Origin of the sequence: Streptomyces sp. NPDC055966, assembly GCF_042269865.1 — a bacterium.
In the GTDB taxonomy this organism is placed as follows: Bacteria; Actinomycetota; Actinomycetes; order Streptomycetales; family Streptomycetaceae; genus Streptomyces.
This window is the reverse complement of the sequence record NZ_JBHJYK010000004.1, coordinates 223552-243108: the sequence shown is the minus strand read 5'-3', so window position 1 is coordinate 243108 and position 19557 is coordinate 223552. Positions and strand designations below refer to the sequence as shown.

The 19557-nt window shown below is 69.0% G+C and carries 19 protein-coding genes; 9 read left to right on the top strand and 10 right to left on the bottom strand.

Going from position 1 to position 19557, the window contains the following annotated elements; all coding sequences use genetic code 11:
- Positions 1 to 148 precede the first annotated feature (148 nt).
- From ACFC8N_RS10870 to dnaA, 5 genes are all read right to left on the bottom strand, one after another.
- Positions 149 to 697, bottom strand: coding sequence for a DciA family protein (locus ACFC8N_RS10870; RefSeq protein WP_356025886.1), 549 nt, complete (start codon positions 695 to 697; stop codon positions 149 to 151).
- Entirely contained in the window at positions 694 to 1815 is a 1122-nt protein-coding gene (gene recF, locus ACFC8N_RS10865) for a DNA replication/repair protein RecF (RefSeq protein WP_356025884.1), read from the bottom strand. Before recF ends, ACFC8N_RS10870 begins: the two co-directional genes overlap by 4 nt.
- Before the next feature lie 39 nt (positions 1816 to 1854).
- Positions 1855 to 2730 (bottom strand): phosphogluconate dehydrogenase (NAD(+)-dependent, decarboxylating), encoded by an 876-nt coding sequence (gnd, locus tag ACFC8N_RS10860; protein ID WP_356025881.1) that lies wholly within the window; start codon positions 2728 to 2730, stop codon positions 1855 to 1857.
- A 181-nt stretch (positions 2731 to 2911) separates the two neighbouring features.
- Positions 2912 to 4042 (bottom strand): DNA polymerase III subunit beta, encoded by a 1131-nt coding sequence (dnaN, locus tag ACFC8N_RS10855; protein WP_071374904.1) that lies wholly within the window; start codon positions 4040 to 4042, stop codon positions 2912 to 2914.
- 965 nt (positions 4043 to 5007) lie between these two features.
- Positions 5008 to 7080, bottom strand: coding sequence for a chromosomal replication initiator protein DnaA (dnaA, locus tag ACFC8N_RS10850; protein ID WP_376287928.1), 2073 nt, complete (start codon positions 7078 to 7080; stop codon positions 5008 to 5010).
- Positions 7081 to 7474: 394 nt separating this feature from the next.
- On the opposite strand from dnaA, the gene rpmH reads away from it, so the two are divergent.
- The 9 genes from rpmH (at position 7475) to ACFC8N_RS10805 (ending at position 14444) form a co-directional block, all read left to right on the top strand.
- Positions 7475 to 7612, top strand: coding sequence for a 50S ribosomal protein L34 (rpmH, locus tag ACFC8N_RS10845; RefSeq protein WP_015659252.1), 138 nt, complete (start codon positions 7475 to 7477; stop codon positions 7610 to 7612).
- 21 nt (positions 7613 to 7633) lie between these two features.
- Entirely contained in the window at positions 7634 to 8005 is a 372-nt protein-coding gene (rnpA, locus tag ACFC8N_RS10840; protein ID WP_376287927.1) for a ribonuclease P protein component, read from the top strand.
- Positions 8002 to 8376: a membrane protein insertion efficiency factor YidD gene (yidD, locus tag ACFC8N_RS10835; protein WP_356025874.1), complete on the top strand. Its 375-nt coding sequence runs from the start codon at positions 8002 to 8004 to the stop codon at positions 8374 to 8376. Before rnpA ends, yidD begins: the two co-directional genes overlap by 4 nt.
- A 3-nt stretch (positions 8377 to 8379) precedes the next feature.
- Positions 8380 to 9660, top strand: coding sequence for a membrane protein insertase YidC (gene yidC / locus ACFC8N_RS10830; protein WP_356025872.1), 1281 nt, complete (start codon positions 8380 to 8382; stop codon positions 9658 to 9660).
- 15 nt (positions 9661 to 9675) lie between these two features.
- The gene (locus ACFC8N_RS10825; protein ID WP_356025869.1) at positions 9676 to 10188 is read left to right on the top strand and encodes a R3H domain-containing nucleic acid-binding protein; all 513 of its coding nucleotides are present in this window, start codon (positions 9676 to 9678) and stop codon (positions 10186 to 10188) included.
- Positions 10189 to 10305: 117 nt separating this feature from the next.
- Positions 10306 to 11022 (top strand): 16S rRNA (guanine(527)-N(7))-methyltransferase RsmG, encoded by a 717-nt coding sequence (gene rsmG, locus ACFC8N_RS10820; protein ID WP_356025866.1) that lies wholly within the window; start codon positions 10306 to 10308, stop codon positions 11020 to 11022.
- Between the two features lie 315 nt (positions 11023 to 11337).
- On the top strand, positions 11338 to 12411 hold the full coding sequence (locus ACFC8N_RS10815) for a ParA family protein (RefSeq protein WP_356026185.1): 1074 nt from the start codon (positions 11338 to 11340) through the stop codon (positions 12409 to 12411).
- Complete coding sequence (locus tag ACFC8N_RS10810; RefSeq protein WP_356025864.1) at positions 12408 to 13502, top strand: ParB/RepB/Spo0J family partition protein; 1095 nt, start codon at positions 12408 to 12410, stop codon at positions 13500 to 13502. Before ACFC8N_RS10815 ends, ACFC8N_RS10810 begins: the two co-directional genes overlap by 4 nt.
- A gap of 324 nt (positions 13503 to 13826) precedes the next feature.
- Positions 13827 to 14444 (top strand): GNAT family N-acetyltransferase, encoded by a 618-nt coding sequence (locus ACFC8N_RS10805; protein ID WP_356025862.1) that lies wholly within the window; start codon positions 13827 to 13829, stop codon positions 14442 to 14444.
- Between the two features lie 78 nt (positions 14445 to 14522).
- Here ACFC8N_RS10805 and trxA read toward each other — a convergent pair whose 3' ends face one another.
- The 5 genes from trxA to ACFC8N_RS10780 all read right to left on the bottom strand — a co-directional run bounded on the left by trxA (position 14523) and on the right by ACFC8N_RS10780 (position 19440).
- On the bottom strand, positions 14523 to 14855 hold the full coding sequence (gene trxA, locus ACFC8N_RS10800; RefSeq protein ID WP_356025859.1) for a thioredoxin: 333 nt from the start codon (positions 14853 to 14855) through the stop codon (positions 14523 to 14525).
- Between the two features lie 48 nt (positions 14856 to 14903).
- On the bottom strand, positions 14904 to 15872 hold the full coding sequence (trxB, locus tag ACFC8N_RS10795) for a thioredoxin-disulfide reductase (RefSeq protein WP_356025857.1): 969 nt from the start codon (positions 15870 to 15872) through the stop codon (positions 14904 to 14906).
- A 156-nt stretch (positions 15873 to 16028) separates the two neighbouring features.
- Positions 16029 to 16970 carry an anti-sigma factor family protein gene (locus ACFC8N_RS10790; RefSeq protein ID WP_376287926.1) on the bottom strand — a complete coding sequence of 314 codons (942 nt, stop codon included), beginning with the start codon at positions 16968 to 16970 and terminating at the stop codon, positions 16029 to 16031.
- Positions 16967 to 17692 carry an RNA polymerase sigma factor SigM gene (gene sigM / locus ACFC8N_RS10785; protein ID WP_356025852.1) on the bottom strand — a complete coding sequence of 242 codons (726 nt, stop codon included), beginning with the start codon at positions 17690 to 17692 and terminating at the stop codon, positions 16967 to 16969. Before sigM ends, ACFC8N_RS10790 begins: the two co-directional genes overlap by 4 nt.
- A 26-nt stretch (positions 17693 to 17718) precedes the next feature.
- Positions 17719 to 19440, bottom strand: coding sequence for a protein kinase family protein (locus ACFC8N_RS10780; RefSeq protein ID WP_362820670.1), 1722 nt, complete (start codon positions 19438 to 19440; stop codon positions 17719 to 17721).
- Positions 19441 to 19557 lie beyond the last annotated feature (117 nt).

The window sequence follows — 19557 nt, the reverse complement described above, 5'->3', positions numbered from 1 at the left end:
CGGCTCACAGCGGCACTCAGCGCTTCGGGCCGTCAACCCTTGGCTACTGGGGGGTCAGAAGGCGTGGCACACGCGCGCGTGGAGGCACGACAAGGGGCGCGGCAGGGGTGCGACCGCCCCGCCACGGAACCTCAAGACGTGAGGTACGTCACCCGTACGTATCGCCGGGTCCGGTGCTCCCCGGAGCCCTCAGCGGCCCGTAGCGGCGGGCCGGACCGCCCGGATTGAGCACTTTGATCATCCGTACGGTGCCGTGCCCCAGATCCTCGTTGAGCCGCGCGACCAGCGCGGGCGCGAGATGGCGCAGCTGGGTCGCCCAGGCCGTCGAGTCACAGGCCACGACCAGCACGCGCTCGTCCTCGTCGTAGCGCTGCGGCACACAGTGCTTGGCCAGGTCCTCGCCGACGATCTGCGGCCAGCGGCCCATCACCCCGCCCACCGCCGCCGGGGTCTCCCAGCCGCGCTCGGTCAGCAGCCGGTTGATCGCGGCACCCAGCGCCATCGGGTCCCGGCCGTCGGCACGCGCGCCGGAGCGCAGCCCGCCGCCCCGCCGGGCCTGCTTCTTCTGCCGGGCCGCGTCCCCCCGCGCGCGTGCCTGCTCCTTCGCCGCGCGCAACGCCACGCGCGCGAGGTCGACGCCGGAGGGTTCCTCCGCGCTCTTCTTCGGCGCCTTCGGGCCGGGCTCCCCGGTGCTCATACGCGCTCCACCGTCCCGCCGGACACCACGTACCGCGCGCCCACCAGGACATCCGGTACGTCGTCGTCCACGGCCGCCGTCACCAGCACCTGCTCGCCCGGCGCGACCAGTTCGGCCAGCCGCTCCCGCCGGCGCGCGTCCAGCTCGGCGAAGACGTCGTCCAGCACCAGCACCGGCTCGTTGCCCTCGGCGCGCAGCAGGTCGTAGGAGGCGAGCCGCAGGGCGAGCGCGTACGACCAGGACTCGCCGTGCGAGGCGTACCCCTTCGCGGGCAGCTCGCCGAGCTTGAGGACGAGGTCGTCGCGGTGGGGCCCCACCAGGGTCACCCCGCGCTCGATCTCCTGCTTGCGGGCGTCGGCCAGCGCCGCCATGAGCTGGGCGTACAGCTCCTCGCGCGTGTGCGCCTCACCGGGCGCCGACGGCCGGTACTCCAGCGCGAGCGGCCCGCCGCCGGGGGCCAGCTGCTCGTACGCCTTGTCCGCGAGCGGCTGGAGCGCGGCGATCAGGTCCAGCCGCCGGGCCAGCAGCTCGGCACCCGCGTGCGCGAGATGCTGGTCCCACACGTCCAGCGTGGACAAGTCCATGGACCGCCCGCCGTGCCGCCGCGCGAGGGCGGCGCTCTTCAGCAGCGTGTTGCGCTGCTTGAGCACCCGCTCGTAGTCGGACCGCACACCCGCCATCCGCGGCGACCGCGCGGTGATCAGCTCGTCGAGGAAGCGCCGCCGCTCGCCCGGGTCGCCCTTGACGAGGGCGAGGTCCTCGGGCGCGAACAGGACCGTGCGCACGATACCGAGGATGTCGCGGGGCCTGACCTGCGAGGACCGGTTGATGCGGGCGCGGTTGGCCTTGCCGGGGTTCAGCTCCAGCTCGACCAGTTGCTGCCGCTCGCCCTGGCGGACCTGCGCCCGTACGACGGCCCGCTCGGCCCCCATGCGGACCAGAGGCGCGTCGGAGGCGACCCGGTGGCTGCCCAGCGTCGCCAGATACCCGACGGCCTCGACCAGGTTCGTCTTGCCCTGGCCGTTGGGGCCTACGAAGGCGGTGACGCCCGGGTCGAGCGGAACCTCGGCCCGGGCGTACGAGCGGAAGTCGGCCAGCGAAAGATGCGTGACGTGCATGATCGTTCCGCCGGCCTTCCCGATCCCCGGATCCCTGAACTACTTCTTCTCTACGGCGTGACCGCCGAACTGGTTGCGCAGCGCGGCGATCATCTTCATCTGCGGCGAGTCCTCCTGGCGGGAGGCGAACCGCGCGAACAGCGACGCGGTGATCGCGGGCAGCGGCACCGCGTTGTCGATCGCGGCTTCCACAGTCCAGCGTCCCTCACCGGAGTCCTGTGCATAACCGCGCAGGCCCTGAAGGTGCTCGTCCTCGTCGAGCGCGTTCACGGCGAGGTCGAGCAGCCAGGAGCGGATGACCGTGCCCTCCTGCCAGGAGCGGAAGACCTCACGGACGTCCGTGACGGAGTCGACCTTCTCCAGCAGCTCCCAGCCCTCGGCGTAGGCCTGCATCATCGCGTACTCGATGCCGTTGTGGACCATCTTCGCGAAATGGCCCGCGCCGACCTTGCCGGCGTGCACCGAGCCGAAGTCGCCCTCGGGCTTGAGCGCGTCGAAGACCGGCTGCACCTTCGCGACGTGCTCGGCGTCGCCGCCGTACATCAGCGCGTAGCCGTTCTCCAGGCCCCAGACGCCGCCGGAGACGCCGCAGTCGACGAAACCTATGCCCTTGGCCGCCAGCTCCTCGGCGTGCTTCTCGTCGTCGGTCCAGCGGGAGTTGCCGCCGTCCACGACCACGTCGCCCGGCTCCAGCAGTTCGGCGAGCTGGTCGACGGTCGACTGGGTCGGCTCGCCGGCCGGCACCATCACCCAGACCACGCGCGGGCCGCTGAGCTTGCCCACAAGCTCTTCCAGGCTGTGGACGTCCGCGAGGTCCGCGTTGCGGTCGTATCCGATGACGGTGTGACCCGCGCGGCGAATCCGCTCGCGCATGTTGCCGCCCATCTTGCCGAGGCCGACGAGACCGAGCTCCATCAGTTGGTTCCTTAGGTTGCTGTGTGGCGTGAGGGGCACCTGCGTACCCGGTCCGAGCCTAGTCCCGGCCCCTCGTGCACAGCTGTGGGCATACGCGCTCACCTGCGGAAACCCCGGCCGCGGTCCTCGCCGGTCACCAGCGCCGGGTACCCACAGGGGCACCCGGCGCTGTGGATGACGGTCAGCCGCTGAGCCGCACCGGCATGATCAGGTACTTGTACGCGTCGTCCGCCTCCGCGTCCAGCGCCGGCTTGCCGCTGAGCAGCGCCGGCTTCGTGGACGTCGTGAACGACAGCTGGGCCACCGGGGAGTCGATCGCGCTCAGACCGTCCAGCAGGAAGGTCGGGTTGAAGGCGATCGAGATGTCGTCGCCCTCCAGCTGCGCGTCGACCCTTTCCACAGCCTGTGCGTCGTCGCTGGAGCCCGCCTCCAGGATCAGCACGCCCTGCTCGAAGCTCAGCCGCACCGGGGTGTTCCGCTCGGCCACCAGCGCCACACGCTTGACGGCCTCCACGAAGGGCGCGGTCTCGATCACGGCGACGGAGTTGAACTCGGTCGGGAACAGCGTGCGGTACTTCGGCAGGTCGCCTTCGAGCAGACGCGTGGTCGTACGCCGCCCCGCGCCCTCGAAACCGATCAGGCCCTCGCCCGCGCCCGAACCGGACAGCGCCAGCGTGACGGTGTCACCGGCGCCGAGCGACTTGGCGGTGTCCAGCAGCGTCTTGGCCGGGACCAGAGCGACCGCCGAGGCCTCGGGGTTCTCCGGCTTCCACAGGAACTCGCGGACCGCGAAGCGGTAGCGGTCGGTGGAGGCCAGGGTGACCGTGTCGCCCTCGATCTCGATGCGCACACCGGTGAGGACGGGCAGCGTGTCGTCACGGCCGGCGGCGATGGCCACCTGGGACGCGGCGGCCGCGAAGACCTCGCCGGGGACGGTGCCGGTGGCGTTCGGCATCTGCGGCAGCGCCGGGTACTCCTCCACCGGCAGGGTGTGCAGGGTGAACCGGGAGGATCCACAGACCACGGTCGCCCGTACACCGTCTGTGGAAATCTCCACCGGGCGGTTGGGCAGAGCGCGCGAGATGTCGGCGAGCAGACGGCCGGAGACGAGGACCGTGCCCTCCTCCTCGACCTCGGACTCGACGCTCACGCGAGCGGAGACCTCGTAGTCGAAGCTCGACAGGCTCAGCTGGCCGTCCTCGGCCTTGAGGAGAAGGCCGGCGAGGACAGGCGCCGGCGGACGGGCCGGGAGGCTGCGTGCCGCCCACGCCACTGCCTCCGCGAGTACGTCGCGTTCCACCCGGATCTTCACCGTAAGCCGCCTCCTGCTGCTGTTGCTTCTGAGTCCTCCGACTCGGTGTCACCGCCCACTGCGGAGGGCAGGACACCGGGGACCAGTCTGACGCACCGCACTGACAGTAGGTGCCCGTCGGGGTCAAGTCGCTCCGAGAGGCAGCCGGGCTCGAGACAGCGAGTTGTGCACAGGACCCGCTTCAAAACGATTCCCGAGCTCTCTCTAGTCGGGAGTAGTAGTAGGGCCTGTGGATACCGTGGATAACCACGTTTGCCCAGCTCAGAGGCAAAATTTTGTCCACTGGCCCTGTGGGCGGAGGCGGTGGACAACCAGGTGTCTCTGTGGAGAACAGAAAGTTCTGCACACACCGCCCACAGCCCGGAGGCAGTTCTCCCCAGCTGCGTCCCCAGGTTTACCCACGTTTCCCACACCCGAATCCGGCACCTTCGTGTGACGCCTTTCACTCGACACGGTGACAGGGTGCGTCGCGTTGCCGAACAGTGGACAGCCATGTGGAGAAGCCGACGATCACTGGGGACAACCGCGCCAAGCCTGTGGGTCGTCAGTGGAAAACCTCGTCCACAGCCTGTGGATCTTCTTTTCCTCCACAGCCTGTGGAGATCGTTCGTCCACGATTCCACAGGGTCTTGAGCTGGGCGAATCCCCAGGAGACAGACTCCCTGTGGATGCCGTTCGGGACAACTCCACCGTCCCCAGTGTGTGGACGGAAGAAACTCAGCGAATCTGTGGAGAGTGGCCGTAACCCGGCACGTAATCGAACACCAGGTGCCAATCGGGCAACGCTCCCAGCCTGCCAAAGCTCTCGCGTCCGCCACCGGGCCCCGGCATCGAGCCCCGCCACCGGGCCCCGCATCGGGCCGGCAACAGCCGACGGGAACACAGAAGGGCGCCCCCAGGATGTGGATCCCGAAGGGCGCCCTCGAACTCCGGCTCAGGCCCGGCGCAGCCGCCGGCAGCCGCTCTCAGCCGTTCTTGATGCGGTTGGTCAGCTCGGTGACCTGGTTGTAGATCGACCGCCGCTCGGCCATCAGCGCACGGATCTTCCGGTCGGCGTGCATGACGGTCGTGTGGTCCCGCCCGCCGAACTGCGCGCCGATCTTCGGCAGCGACAGATCCGTCAGCTCACGGCACAGGTACATCGCGATCTGCCGGGCCGTGACCAGCGCCCGCCCGCGCGAGGTGCCGCACAGGTCCTCCACGGTCAGCCCGAAGTAGTCCGCGGTGGCCCCCATGATCGCCGTGGCCGTGATCTCCGGGGCGGAGTCCTCGCCGCCGGGGATCAGGTCCTTCAGGACGATCTCGGTCAGGCCCAGGTCCACCGGCTGCCGGTTGAGCGAGGCGAACGCCGTCACGCGGATCAGCGCGCCCTCCAGCTCACGGATGTTCCGCGAGATCCGCGAGGCGATGAACTCCAGCACCTCCGGCGGGGCGTTCAGCTGCTCCTGCACGGCCTTCTTGCGCAGGATCGCGATCCGCGTCTCCAGCTCGGGCGGCTGGACGTCGGTGATCAGTCCCCACTCGAAACGGTTCCGCAGCCGGTCCTCCAGCGTGACCAGCTGCTTGGGCGGCCGGTCGCTGGACAGCACGATCTGCTTGTTCGCGTTGTGGAGCGTGTTGAAGGTGTGGAAGAACTCCTCCTGCGTCGACTCCTTGTCCGCGAGGAACTGGATGTCGTCGACGAGCAGGATGTCCATCTCGCGGTAGCGCTTGCGGAAGCTGTCGCCCTTGCCGTCGCGGATGGAGTTGATGAACTCGTTGGTGAACTCCTCCGAGCTCACGTACCGCACGCGCGTGCCCGGGTAGAGGCTGCGCGCGTAGTGCCCGATCGCGTGCAGCAGATGCGTCTTGCCGAGCCCCGACTCCCCGTAGATGAACAGGGGATTGTACGCCTTCGCCGGCGCCTCGGCGACCGCCACCGCGGCCGCGTGCGCGAACCGGTTGGAGGCGCCGATGACGAACGTGTCGAAGAGGTACTTCGGGTTCAGCCGCGCCGTCGGCTCGGCCGGGCCGCCCGCCGGCGCCGGCTTCGCGGACAGCGGACCCGGTCCGCCGGACGTGGGCATGTCCGGGCGGCCGTGGCCGCCCCGGTGCGCCGGGCCGCCGCCGGCCGGCTGCTCGGGCAGCTCCCGGCGGACGGGGTCGCGCTGGTCGTACTCGGCCCGGGAGGAGGAGTCGTACTCCGGGCGCCCCGAGTCGTACTCGGAGCGCGGGGCGTCGTAGTCCGGGCGGGACGGTTCGTAGTCGCCGCGGTCGCCGCGGTCCCCGCGCGGGGCGTCGTAGTTGCCGTACTCGCCGCGCTGCTGCTCGTACTTCGGCCGGTCCATGCCCTGCGGGCGGTAGTCCTGGGACGGCGGGCCGTACGCGTCCGGTCCGGAGCCGTAGGCGTCCTGGGACGACGGCGAGGCGTAGGGGTCGCGCTCGGGAAAGCCGAGGCGCGGCTGCTGCCAGCTGTACTCGTCCTGCGCGGGCCGCGGCCAGGCGCCCGGCTCGCGCCGCTGGAACTCGGAGGGGTAGGCCGGGCGGACGACGGGGAGCTGATCCCCGCGGTCCCCACGGTCCCCACGGTCCCCACGGTCGACGCGGTCCCCACGGTCTCCTCGGGAGTGCGGCCCGTCGGCCGGAGGCTGGTCCGCGGCGCGGTGGCGGCCGTAGCCCTCGTACGGCCGTTCCTCGTACGACGACGGGCCGGAGGGCAGCTCCGGCTCCTCGTAGCGCGGACCGGGCGGCTGCTGCACGGGCGCGGGAGCCGACGGCTCGCCCGCGGAGTCGTCCACGGTGATCGCGATGCGGATGGGGCGGCCGCACTCGCGGCTCAGCGTCTCGCTGACGATCGGCGCGAGACGGCCCTCCAGTACGTTCTTCGCGAATTCGTTCGGTACGGCGAGCAGGGCGGTGTCCGCGACCAGCGCGAGCGGCTGGCAGCGCCGGATCCAGTGCTCGTCTTTGACCTCGACACCCTGTCCGCGCCCCTCCCCGAGGAGCTGCTCGAGTACTCGCGGCCACACTGCGGCAAGATCGGCAGGTACGTCAGCCACAGGGCACGCTCTCTCACAGGTCCCACGAACGTGTGACGCGGGACGGGTCGGGGTGTACTTCGGGTGTTCGGTGGGGCAAACCCGCCGGGGCGGGGGACAAAAGAACGAATGGGAGTTCAGCCACGGTAGTCAGCGCGGCGGCTACGGTTCAAGTTGTTGTCCCCAGCCTGTGGATAGTGTCTCTCCGTGACCCTCGGTTTGACCGGATGGCGTAGCCCCGCGTACCGTAACCAGGTCGAGTTGTCGATGGCTGCTGCCGCCTGCCTCCGATGGGCACAGATCACTCCAGGTGATCGGGAAGCGGTGCACTCGGGCGTGACGCGAGCTACTCGTGGGCGCACGGTGACAGCCAGGACGGCACCCGCCACACCGATTTGATTTCTGGAGCCCCCGAGTGAGCAAGCGCACCTTCCAGCCGAACAACCGTCGTCGCGCGAAGACCCACGGCTTCCGCCTGCGGATGCGTACCCGTGCCGGCCGCGCGATTCTCGCGAACCGTCGTGCCAAGGGTCGCGCCAGCCTGTCCGCCTGATCCCGATCAGGTCATGACGTCGTGCTGCCCACCGAGAACCGGCTGAGGCGGCGCGAGGACTTCGCGACCGCGGTACGACGAGGACGCCGGGCAGGACGCCCGACTCTCGTCGTCCACCTTCGTAGCGGTGCCACGGACCCGCACGCGCCTGGGGAGAGCGCTCCCCCGACGCGTGCGGGTTTCGTCGTGAGCAAGGCCGTGGGTGGCGCGGTTGTGCGCAACAAAGTGAAGCGCAGACTGCGCCATCTGATGCGTGACCGAGTCGCCGTTTTTCCCCCCGGTAGCCTGGTAGTCGTACGAGCGCTGCCCGGATCGGGCGACGCAGACCATGCACAGCTGGCCCGAGACCTCGATGCCGCAGTTCAGCGGCTGCTGGGAGGGGGCGCGCGATGAAGTACCCACTACTGGCCCTGATCAAGCTGTACCAGTGGACGATCAGTCCATTGCTGGGGCCGGTGTGCAAGTACTATCCGTCGTGCTCCCACTACGGCTACACGGCCATCGACCGGCACGGTGCGATCAAGGGAACGGCACTCACCGCCTGGCGCATCCTCCGGTGCAATCCGTGGTCGCTCGGCGGTGTGGACCATGTTCCGCCGCGTAAGCGTCCGCGGTGGCACGAACTGCTGCGCAACGCTTGGCGCGCACGCAAGGGCGGGACCTCCGCCGCCGAACCGGCCACCGAAGCGGAGCCCGGGAGCCCGTCTTCCGAGCTTCCTCCGAGCCCGGCCGCAGAGATCTCGTCCCATGCCCAAGGAGCATGATTAGTGGACACGATTGCCAGCCTCTTCAGTTTCATCACCTGGCCCGTTTCCTGGGTCATCGTCCAGTTCCACAAGATGTACGGCGCGATCTTCGGTGCCGACAGCGGGTGGGCCTGGGGCCTGTCCATCGTGTCCCTGGTGATTCTGATCCGCATCTGCCTGATCCCGCTCTTCGTGAAGCAGATCAAGTCGACGCGCGCGATGCAGACGCTCCAGCCGGAGATGAAGAAGATCCAGGAGCGCTACAAGAACGACAAGCAGCGTCAGTCCGAAGAGATGATGAAGCTGTACAAGGAGACGGGTACCAACCCGCTCTCCTCGTGCCTTCCCATCCTGGCGCAGTCCCCGTTCTTCTTCGCCCTGTATCACGTGCTCAACGGCATCGCGACGGGCTCGACCATCGGCGTCATCAACGAGCCGCTGCTCGCCAGCGCCCGTAAGGCGCACATCTTCGGGGCCCCGCTCGCCGCGAAGTTCATGGACAGCTCGGACAAGGTCGCGGCGCTGGGCGCCACGCTGACCGACGTCCGGGTCGTGACCGCGGTCATGATCGTCCTGATGTCGTTCTCGCAGTTCTACACGCAGCGTCAGCTGATGACGAAGAACGTCGATACGACGGTGAAGACGCCGTTCATGCAGCAGCAGAAGATGCTGATGTACGTCTTCCCTGTCATGTTCGCCGTCTTCGGCATCAACTTCCCGGTCGGTGTCCTCGTCTACTGGCTGACCACCAACGTGTGGACCATGGGTCAGCAGATGTATGTCATCCGCAACAACCCGACGCCGGGTTCCAAGGCCCAGGCCGCCTACCTGGAGCGTCTGACCAAGCACGTCACGCACCACGGCAAGGTCAGCCGCCGCAGCGAGAAGACCATCGTCAAGGCGATCGTCGCCAAGGGCCGCGAGCGCAACGAGTTCGAGCGCAAGTTCATCAACGGGCTGAACAAGGCCGGCCTCGCCGCCCAGGCCGACGGCACCGTGGTGCAGAGCACTGCCCAGGCCGCGGCGCAGACCGAGGACGGCGCGACGGTCACCGCGGCCGGTACCGCGGCCGCCGGCAAGCGCCAGCAGCCCAAGCGCCAGTCCAAGTCTCAGCGCCAGTCCGGCGGGCCGAAGCCGGCCGACGAGTCCACCACGTCGCTGGAGAAGGCCGACGAGCCGGAGGACACCAAGTCCTCCGCTGCCGAGCAGCAGCCCTCCAAGCCCGGCGGCACCCGTAGCAGGGCCCAGTCCGGCCAGCGCAAGGGTGGCCCGCAGCGGCCCAAGTCCCCGTCCAAGAAGTAAGAAGGAGCCCATCCCGTGACGGAAGGCACCACCTCCGCCGATGCCGAGGGTGCAGACACCCTGACCCGCCTGGAGCAGGAGGGCGAGATCGCGGCGGACTACCTGGAGGGTCTGCTCGACATCGCCGACCTCGACGGTGACATCGACATGGACGTCGAGGCCGATCGCGCCTCCGTGTCGATCATCAGCGACAGCGGCGGCCGCGACCTTCAGAAGTTGGTCGGCCGGGACGGCGAGGTGCTGGAGGCGCTTCAGGAGCTGACGCGTCTGGCCGTGCACCGGGAGACCGGTGACCGCAGTCGGCTCATGCTGGACATCGCGGGCTACCGCGCCAAGAAGCGCGCCGAGCTGTCCGAGCTGGGGGCCAAGGCCGCCGCTGAGGTGAAGAGCACCGGCGAGCCCGTCAAGCTCAAGCCGATGACCCCGTTCGAGCGCAAGGTCGTGCACGACGCGGTCAAGACCGCGGGACTGCGCAGCGAGTCCGAGGGCGAGGAGCCGCAGCGGTTCGTCGTCGTGCTGCCCGCCTGATCGGTCCCCCGCGTTTTCCGGCCCCGTCTGTTGAGCAGACGGGGCCGAACTTTGTCAGCCTGGTAGTTCTGGTGGCCGGTGTGCGAAGCACCGGCGCTGTACGGAAGGACGGTCCCCGTGACGGAGGCAGCGGAGCTTCCCCCCGCGCCCGAACAGGCGCGGGAAGTGTTTGGTGATCGCTTCGCCGATGCGGTCCGCTACGCGGAGCTGCTCGCCGAGGCGGGCGTGCAGCGCGGCCTGATCGGCCCGCGCGAAGTGCCCCGCCTGTGGGAGCGGCACATCCTCAACTGCGCGGTGCTCTCGGAGGCAGTTCCCGAGGGCGTGACGGTCTGCGACGTCGGCTCCGGCGCAGGGCTGCCTGGTATTCCCCTGGCCCTGGTCCGGGAGGATCTGAACATCACCCTGTTGGAGCCCCTGCTGCGGCGCACCAACTTCCTCACCGAGGTCGTCGAGCTGCTCGGCCTGGACCACGTCACGGTCGTGCGCGGCCGTGCCGAGGAGGTCCTGGGCAAGCTGTCCCCGGTCCACGTGGTGACCGCCCGGGCCGTGGCCCCGCTGGACCGGCTGGCCACCTGGGGCATTCCGCTGCTGCGTCCCTACGGCGAGATGCTCGCCCTCAAGGGGGACACCGCGGAGGAGGAACTGAAGGCGTCGGCCACGGCCCTCAGCAAGCTCGGTGCAGTGGAGACGTCCATCCTGCATGTGGGCGAGGGCATCGTGGACCCGATGTCGACGGTGGTCCGGGTGGAGGTCGGCGAGAGCCCGGGCGGTGTGCGGTTCGCGGCGAAGCGAGCAAAGGCGGCCCGGGCCGGCCGGGCGCGCCGTCGTCGCTGAACAGTCGAACGAGGTCGCCGTGGTCGCATCTCGTCCGTGGTGACGTCTCGTCCGTCCTGACGACGAGACGTACTCCACACAAGCTGCCCGAGCTACGCAAGCCGGAGTGTCGCAGAGGTCCGGTCGCAGCCGCTGTGCATCGTGTTTCACGTGAAACGTCGCTCACTGCTGCACGGCATCATCAGTCGTGGCCGCGCCGCGGCCGAACCGCGCGACCGCAAGCCTCTCGGCTCACTCGGAGGGGCAGCGGAGTTGTCCACAGAGGTGGATTTCTCCACAGAACACCAGGCCTCACTGGTTCGCGACCCCGAAGGCATGGGAGGCTCTGTTCATTGCGAGCCTGAAGTCGAGGAGAGTGAATCCTTGCGGTCCGACGCCAACATCGCGGGACCGATGACCGATCCGGTCCCCGGTCCCCGTACCGAGTCGATGGGGGCGGATGTTTCACGTGAAACACCGCCTCCGATGGACGACACCCCGATCGGTCGTGCGGCCCAACTGGCGGTGGAGGCGCTGGGCCGCGCCGGCGAAGGTCTGCCCAGACCGGAGCAGACCCGAGTCATCGTGGTCGCCAACCAGAAGGGCGGCGTCGGCAAGACGACGACCACAGTCAACCTTGCCGCTTCCCTGGCGCTCCACGGCGGGCGCGTCCTGGTGATCGATCTCGACCCCCAGGGCAACGCATCCACCGCTCTCGGGATCGACCACCACGCCGAAGTTCCTTCCATCTACGACGTGTTGGTGGAGAGTAAGCCGCTCGCCGAAGTCGTCCAGCCCGTCCCGGACGTCGAGGGCCTCTTCTGTGCTCCCGCCACCATCGATCTCGCCGGTGCAGAGATTGAATTGGTCTCCCTCGTGGCCCGGGAAAGCCGGCTTCAGCGGGCGATCCAGGCCTACGAGCAGCCGCTGGACTACATCCTCATCGACTGCCCGCCCTCACTCGGCCTGCTGACGGTCAACGCACTGGTGGCGGGCCAGGAGGTCCTCATCCCGATCCAGTGCGAGTACTACGCGCTGGAGGGCCTGGGCCAGTTGCTCCGCAACGTCGACCTGGTGCGGGGGCACCTCAACCCCACACTGCACGTGTCGACCATCCTGCTCACCATGTACGACGGCCGGACGCGTCTTGCCTCCCAGGTCGCGGAAGAGGTGCGCACCCACTTCGGCGACGAGGTGCTGCGGACGAGCATTCCCCGCTCCGTCCGTATCTCCGAGGCGCCGAGTTACGGACAGACGGTGCTGACCTACGATCCCGGATCGAGTGGCGCCCTGTCCTATCTTGAGGCGGCCCGAGAAATCGCGCTGAAGGGCATCGGTATCAGCTACGACGCGAGCCAGGCCCATCTCGGCGCTCAGAACGACCCGAGCATGGTGGAGGGGATCCAGTGAGTGAACGACGGAGGGGGTTGGGTCGTGGTCTTGGCGCACTGATCCCCGCTGCCCCGACCGAGAAGACGCCGGCCCCGGCCGCGCTGGGAGGCGGAGCCTCCGCCTCTCCGACGGCCGTTCCGGTACTGACGACCGACCGCGGGGTGGCTGCGGCGAAGGTGGCCACGCTGCCGCCCGTCGCGCAGGAGACCGTCGTGGAGCCCTCGGTCTCGGAGCTGCCGGCTGCCCCAATGGGTGCCCACTTTGCCGAGATCCCCCTCGACGCCATCTCGCCCAACCCGCGTCAGCCGCGTGACGTCTTCGACGAGGACGCTCTCCAGGAGCTGGTCACCTCCATCCAGGAGGTCGGTCTCCTCCAGCCCGTCGTGGTACGGCAGTTGGGGCCCGCCCGCTATGAGCTGATCATGGGTGAGCGCCGTTGGCGGGCCTGCCGTGAGGCCGGCCTGGAAGCCATCCCGGCGATCGTCCGGGCCACCGAGGACGAGAAGCTCCTTCTCGATGCCCTGCTGGAGAACCTGCACCGTGCGCAGCTGAACCCGCTGGAAGAGGCGGCCGCCTACGACCAGTTGCTCAAGGACTTCAACTGCACGCACGACCAGCTGGCCGACCGGATCGGGCGGTCCCGCCCCCAGGTCTCCAACACGCTGCGGCTGCTGAAGCTTTCGCCGACGGTCCAGAAGCGGGTCGCCGCCGGAGTGCTCTCCGCCGGACATGCCCGGGCGTTGCTGTCGGTGACGGATCCTGAGGAGCAGGACCGGCTGGCGCACCGCATCGTCGCCGAGGGGCTGTCGGTGCGTGCCGTCGAGGAGATCGTGACCCTCATGGGCTCGCGTCCCCAGAAGCCCCAACGTCCCAAGGGTCCGCGTGCCGGCTCCCGGCTCTCACCGGCGCTGGACGAGCTGGCGACGCGGCTGTCGGACCGCTTCGAGACCCGGGTGAAGGTGGACCTCGGTCAGAAGAAGGGCAAGATCACGGTCGAGTTCGCCTCCGTGGATGATCTCCAGAGGATCCTGAGCACTCTCGCTCCGGACGAGGGGCCGGTGCTCCAGCACGAGCTCCAGGAGGGCGCGGCGGAGGACCAGGACGACTGACCCCCGGTCCAGTCATCTCGGTCGTGCGGGAAGCGGGCCGTGTCCGGTGTGTACCGGAACACGGCCCGCTCTTTTGCTTTGAGGCGGTATCGAGTGAATCGCTTCGTGGATACGATGCGAAATGGTATGGCACATCCACCGGACAGCACATGCATCTCTGAGTGGGGAGACAGGGGCCATGCGATCGATAAGCCGCACCGGACTGGTGAGCGCGGGTCTGAGTCTCGGAGTGGTCGGCGGATTCGTCGTCGGCCTGCTCAGGGAACGCAGCGCTCTGGCAGCCGCGCGTGATGCGGCGGGCGAAGGAAGCGAGGATCAGCCTTCATGGGGCGTCGGCTCGTGCCGCTCACACTGGACAACCTTCAGGACCTTCCCCCACGTTGCCGCTCCTGTGTCTTCTGGGAACTGGACCCCGTCAGCGGAGAAGCGGCCGTAAAGGCGGGCACCTCCGCGCTGGAGAAGGAGTCCTGGATCTCCGCCGTCCTGCTGGACTGGGGGTCGTGCGGCCGCGTGGTGTACGTGGACGACCTGCCGGTGGGGTTCGTACTCTACGCACCTCCCGCCTATGTCCCGCGCTCGACGGCCTTTCCCACGAGCCCGGTTTCACCCGACGCCGTCCAGCTGATGACGGCCTTCGTCCTGCCCGGTTACCAGGGGCAGGGGCTGGGCCGGGTGCTGGTGCAGACGGTTGCCAAGGATCTGCTGCGCCGGGGCTTCAGGGCGATAGAGGCTTTCGGGGACGCCCGCTGGAAGGAGCCCGCCTGTCTGCTGCCGGCGGAGCATCTGCTGGCCGTGGGGTTCAAGACGGTACGGCAGCATCCGACGCATCCCCGGCTGCGGCTGGAGCTGCGCTCGACGCTCTCCTGGAAGGAAGACGTGGAGATGGCGCTCGATCGGCTGCTGGGGGCGGTGCAGAAGGAGCCGGCGCTCAGGCCGCTCTAGTCGCTGCGCCAGCGGCGAGACATAAGCGAATGGGCCGCCCTTTGGGAGGGGCGGCCCATTCGTGTTTCACGTGAAACGTCACTCGGCGATGAAGTCCTCAAGGTCGCGAACGATCGCGGCCTTGGGCTTGGCGCCGACGATGGTCTTGGCGACCTCGCCGCCCTGGTAGACGTTCAGGGTCGGGATCGACATGACGCCGTACTTGGCGGCCGTGGTCGGGTTCTCGTCGATGTTGAGCTTGACGATCTCGATCTTGTCGCCGTGCTCGGCGGCGATTGCCTCGAGGGACGGGGCGATCTGGCGGCACGGACCGCACCAGGCGGCCCAGAAGTCCACCAGTACGGGCTTGTCGCTCTTGAGGACGTCCTGCTCGAAGGAAGCGTCGGTCACGTTCTTCAGGGTGCCGGCCACGGCGGGCTCCTTAACTCGTTCGTGGGGTGGGGCGGGGGAAGGGGAAGGTCAGACGGCGGCGGTCTCGGACTCCGTCGAGTCCTCGTCCGCGAGGGCGGACAGGAAGCGCTCGGCATCCAGGGCGGAGGAACAGCCGGTGCCGGCCGCGGTGATCGCCTGGCGGTAGGTGTGGTCGACCACGTCACCGGCGGCGAAGACACCGGTGACATTGGTGCGGGTGGAGGGCGACGCCACCTTCAGGTAGCCCTCCTCGTCAAGGTCCAGCTGGCCCTTGAACAGCTCGGTGCGCGGATCGTGGCCGATCGCGATGAACAGACCCGTCACGGCCAGGTCGGACAGTTCGCCGGTCTTGACGTTGCGCAGCTTCAGACCGGAGAGCTTCTGCTCGCCCTGTACCTCGGCGACCTCGCTGTCCCAGACGAACTTGATCTTCGGGTCGTTGAAGGCGCGCTCCTGCATCGCCTTGGAGGCGCGCAGGCTGTCCCGGCGGTGGACGATCGTCACGGACTTGGCGAAGCGCGAGAGGAAGGTGGCCTCCTCCATAGCGGTGTCGCCGCCGCCGATCACGGCGATGTCCTGGTCCTTGAAGAAGAACCCGTCACAGGTGGCGCACCAGGAGACACCGCGGCCGGAGAGGGTGTCCTCGTTCGGCAGGCCGAGCTTGCGGTGCTGGGAGCCGGTGGCGACGATGACGGCCTTCGCCTGGTGGACCGTGCCCGCGGTGTCGGTGACGGTCTTGATCTCACCGGTCAGATCGACGGAGACGATGTCGTCGGGGATCAGCTCGGCGCCGAAGCGTTCGGCCTGCGCACGCATGTTGTCCATGAGCTCGGGGCCCATAATCCCGTCCTGGAAGCCGGGGAAGTTCTCCACCTCGGTGGTGTTCATCAGGGCGCCACCGGCGGTGACGGCGCCCTCGAACACCAGGGGCTTCAGCGATGCGCGCGCGGTGTAGAGCGCCGCCGTGTAGCCTGCGGGCCCGGAGCCGATGATGATCACGTTACGGACGTCGCTCACGGCTTGATTCCTCGTCTCTGGTCTGTGTCAGTCGACCGGTGGGAGCCCCTTTCAGAACTCTCACCCCACCCAACGGATCCTACGGGGCGCGCATTCCCAGTGTGTCGGGGCACACGCATACCGGGTGGGGGTGACCGATGGACCGCACCGGGAGACTCAGGACCGGGCGAAGGAGTCTTTCAGAAGCACGGCCCCGGCGGTGCCGGGCTGCTGGCGAATACAGGCCGCGTCGACGACGTAGGCCGTGACACGAGTGCTGTCACCGGGCTCCGGCAGCACGACCAGATAGGCGCTCTTCCCACCGTAGCTGCCGGTCTTCGCCGCCAGAGCCTGGTCGCTGCGCGGGATCGCCCGCCGCACACAGTCAGGGATGGGGATCTCCGTCTGCAGCAGGGTGTTGGCGCTCTCGGTGCCGGTCGGCGTGCTCTGGTTCTCCGTGATCCCGGACCGTGGGTGCTGGCTCTTGTAGCCCGGCTGCTCCGGCCTCTTTGCGGCGAGCAGGTCGTGCACCTGGTTCTGGACGCTGGCGCCGGAGAACACGCTGATGGACGGGCTCGGCGTGCCGTGTGCCGTCGTGGTGGAGCTGCCGCCGGTGAACGATTGGATCACCAGGGTCCCGGCTCCCAGCACGGCGGCGGTGAGTACCGTGCCCAGCACGAGGGCCCTACGGCGCCGGGCGCGGCCGCTCTTCTTCCGTCCGGGGCCCGTCGTCGCTTGGGGGCGCCCAGCGGGGCGGTCGGCCGGGCGCTCGATGGCGACCGATGTTTCACGTGAAACATGCGCGTCGATGTCGTCACCGGAAGTGCCGGTCTCGTTGCCGGAGGACTCGGTGCCGTCGCCGGAGAAGGCGAGGAGCGCCTCGACGGCAAGGGCGGCGTCGATCCGGGCGGCCACGTCGGCCGGCATGGGTTCGACGTCCGGCACGGACACCAGCAGTCCGCGGATCTCCTCCAGCGAGGCGTGGACATCCGCACACGGCTCGCACGTGTCCAGGTGCCGTCGTATGTCCGTGCTGCGGCCCGGAGGGAGCAGGCCTTCGGTGAGGTCGGAGATCTCCTCGACGTCCGGGTGTCCGGCCGTGTCAGTCGTGGAAGTCACGCTCGCCCACCTCCGCCCTTCACTACGGCTGAGTCGCTCGGTCCCGTGTCCGTGGGGCTCTCGTTGGCAGACCCCGTTGCCGGTGGGACGGATGTCCCCTGCACCCGGTTCCGTCCCGGACCGGGTTCTTTTCCGCCTCCGCCGCTTTCGGGCCGTAGATGGGTGAGCAACGGCAGGAGTCTCGCTCTGCCTCGGGCGCAGCGGCTCTTCACGGTCCCCGTGGGCACGTCGAGAATCCGCGCGGCCTCGGCCACGGGGTAGCCCTGCATGTCGACCAGGACGAGCGCCGCCCGCTGCTCCTGCGGAAGCGTGCCGAGCGCCTCGAACAGCTGGCGTTGCACGTCGTTGCGTTCAGCCGGCGCCGAGGCCGACTCGTGCGGCTCCAGCAACTGCTCCAGCCGCTCGGTGTCGTCGACCGGTGACGTCTTCCGGGAGGCGGCCTTGCGGGTACGGTCCACGCAGGCGTTCACCGTGATCCGGTGCAGCCACGTCGTGACAGCCGACTGCCCCCGGAAGGTATGGGCGGCCCGGTAAGCCGACACCAGGGCGTCCTGGACCGCGTCGGCGGCTTCCTCACGGTCCCCGAGCGTCCGCAGCGCAACCGCCCAGAGCCGGTCCCGATGCCGCCGCACGAGCTCACCGAACGCCTCGGGATCGCCCTCCACGTGGCGAGCGAGCAGGTCCTTGTCGCTCACCCCGTCGTATCCGGCGCCCTCCGCCATCTGCCCCCTCCGGTCCGGGTGAGACGTCAGCCCGCGAACTGCACTTCGCCGATGGCCTGCTTGAAGCCGGCACCGGAGTACAGAGTGGGGTCGTACCCCGAGTTCGGTACGGCTGTCAGCCAGACGAGGACGTACTGCGTCTTCACCGACTTGGTCACCTTCACCGTAGCGGTGTTGTCCGTCGTCGTGACCTTGCCGATCTGGGTCATCGAGTCCAGCGATGCCGGCGTCAGCGAGTCGGTCGCGTACAGCTCGACCGTCGTGTGGTCACCGCCGTAGCGCAGATCGATCGTGGCCGTGCTGAGCTGCTTGGCCGAACCCAGGTCGTAGACGATGCCGACGCCCGGCTTGTAGGGGGCGATGACCGGACCCGAGTTGAAGGTCCTGGTCCTCCAATACGTGTTCTTGTCGCCGTCGTAGGTCTTGGGGACGTCGCCGGGGTGCTGGGGGTCGCCCTTGGCGACGAACTCCTGGCCGCCCTGGATCTTTATCGGCGTCGGCTTCGTCTTTGCAGTGCCCTTGTCGCCGTCGTTCGTCTGCTGGCTCTTGTTGGTGTCGTCGGACTTGCCGCCCTGGTCCATCAGCGCGTCCGCCAGCTGCCAGCTGCCCAGGCCGAGGGCTGCGATGAGCAGTGCCGACACCGCCCACTTCAGGGCCTTGCCGGTGCGGCTCTGGAGCGGGGGCGGCGGAGCCGCGATCGGCTGCGTGGCGCCGGCGTGTGGCGCCGGGCGGCCGTACGTGCCCTGCTGGTAGGTCGTGCGCTGGTACTCCGGCGGGGCGGCGAACGCCGGCTCCGGCGGGCGGATGCGAGGCATCTCGCCGATGGCCTTCACCAGTTCCTCCGGCGTGGTGCACGCGGCCTCGTGCCGGGACGCGGTGGCCCCGTCGTTGGCGAGCGCGCGCATGGCCAGCTCCGAGAGGCCTCGGTGGACACCGGCGCGCACCTGGTCGGGCGCGATGAGGCCGACGCCCTTGGGCAGCCCGGACAGGCCGTACGCGTCGCTCTCGTACGGCCAGCGCTGGGTCAGCGCCGCGTACAGCAGGGCGCCGATCGCCTCGGTGTCCGTGCGCTGCGGGGTGTCGGAGCTGATGCCGCGCAGCGCGGCGTTCACCGCGAGGCCGCGGATACGCCACTGCCCGGTCGACGCCCGCAGCACGGCGTTCGGGTTCAGCCGCAGATGGGCGAGACCCTCACGGTGTGCGGCAGCCATGGCCGAGGCGATCTGACTGACCATCTGGTAGGCGTCGTGCGGCTCCAGCGGTGCCGCCGCGAGCAGCGCGGTCAGCTCGGTGGCGTCGGGCAGCCACTCGTGCACGACGTAGACGAGGTCGTTCTCCTCGACAGCGTCCAGGACCTGGACGAAGCGCGGGTCGCCCAGCAGGGCGGAGGAGCGGGCGGCAGCCAGGACGGAACGGGCCCGGGTGTGCTCCGCGGGCAGGATGTGGACGCCGACTGCACGGCGGAGTTTCTCGTCGACCGCACGCCAACTGCTGAATCCGTCCAGACGGGTGACGCACTCCTCCAGTCGGTAGCGTCTGGCGAGCTTGTGACCGCTGTGCAGTTCGGGAGGCGACGTCTTCTCTCCAGGACCGTCGATTCCGCTGCTCCCCTGCGCCTTGTCGCTGCCCTTGTCCCGCTCCGGGTTCTTGGCCACCCCGTCGGCCGTGGACTGGTCCGCCTTGGCGGTCAGCGGCTGCTCGCCGCTGTTGTCTGCCACGTCGACGGCAGCCGTGCTCCGTTCCGCCACCGTCGTCCCTGCCTCCCCATCCGTTGCACGCTGTCCGACGCCGAAACCAATTGTGCCCACAGTCCGCCGCTATGCACGACACGCGGCGGCGGACGATGGTTGTGCGCCTACCCCCGC

What these genes read in the sequence shown, in the direction of transcription:
- ACFC8N_RS10870 (WP_356025886.1), bottom strand. Translation starts at nt 697, where the DNA reads ATGAGCACCGGGGAGCCCGGCCCGAAGGCGCCGAAGAAGAGCGCGGAG.
- recF (WP_356025884.1), bottom strand. Translation starts at nt 1,815, where the DNA reads ATGCACGTCACGCATCTTTCGCTGGCCGACTTCCGCTCGTACGCCCGG.
- gnd (WP_356025881.1), bottom strand. Translation starts at nt 2,730, where the DNA reads ATGGAGCTCGGTCTCGTCGGCCTCGGCAAGATGGGCGGCAACATGCGC.
- yidD (WP_356025874.1), top strand. Translation starts at nt 8,002, where the DNA reads ATGAAGTACCCACTACTGGCCCTGATCAAGCTGTACCAGTGGACGATC.
- ACFC8N_RS10815 (WP_356026185.1), top strand. Translation starts at nt 11,338, where the DNA reads ATGGGAGGCTCTGTTCATTGCGAGCCTGAAGTCGAGGAGAGTGAATCC.
- ACFC8N_RS10805 (WP_356025862.1), top strand. Translation starts at nt 13,827, where the DNA reads ATGGGGCGTCGGCTCGTGCCGCTCACACTGGACAACCTTCAGGACCTT.
- sigM (WP_356025852.1), bottom strand. Translation starts at nt 17,692, where the DNA reads ATGGCGGAGGGCGCCGGATACGACGGGGTGAGCGACAAGGACCTGCTC.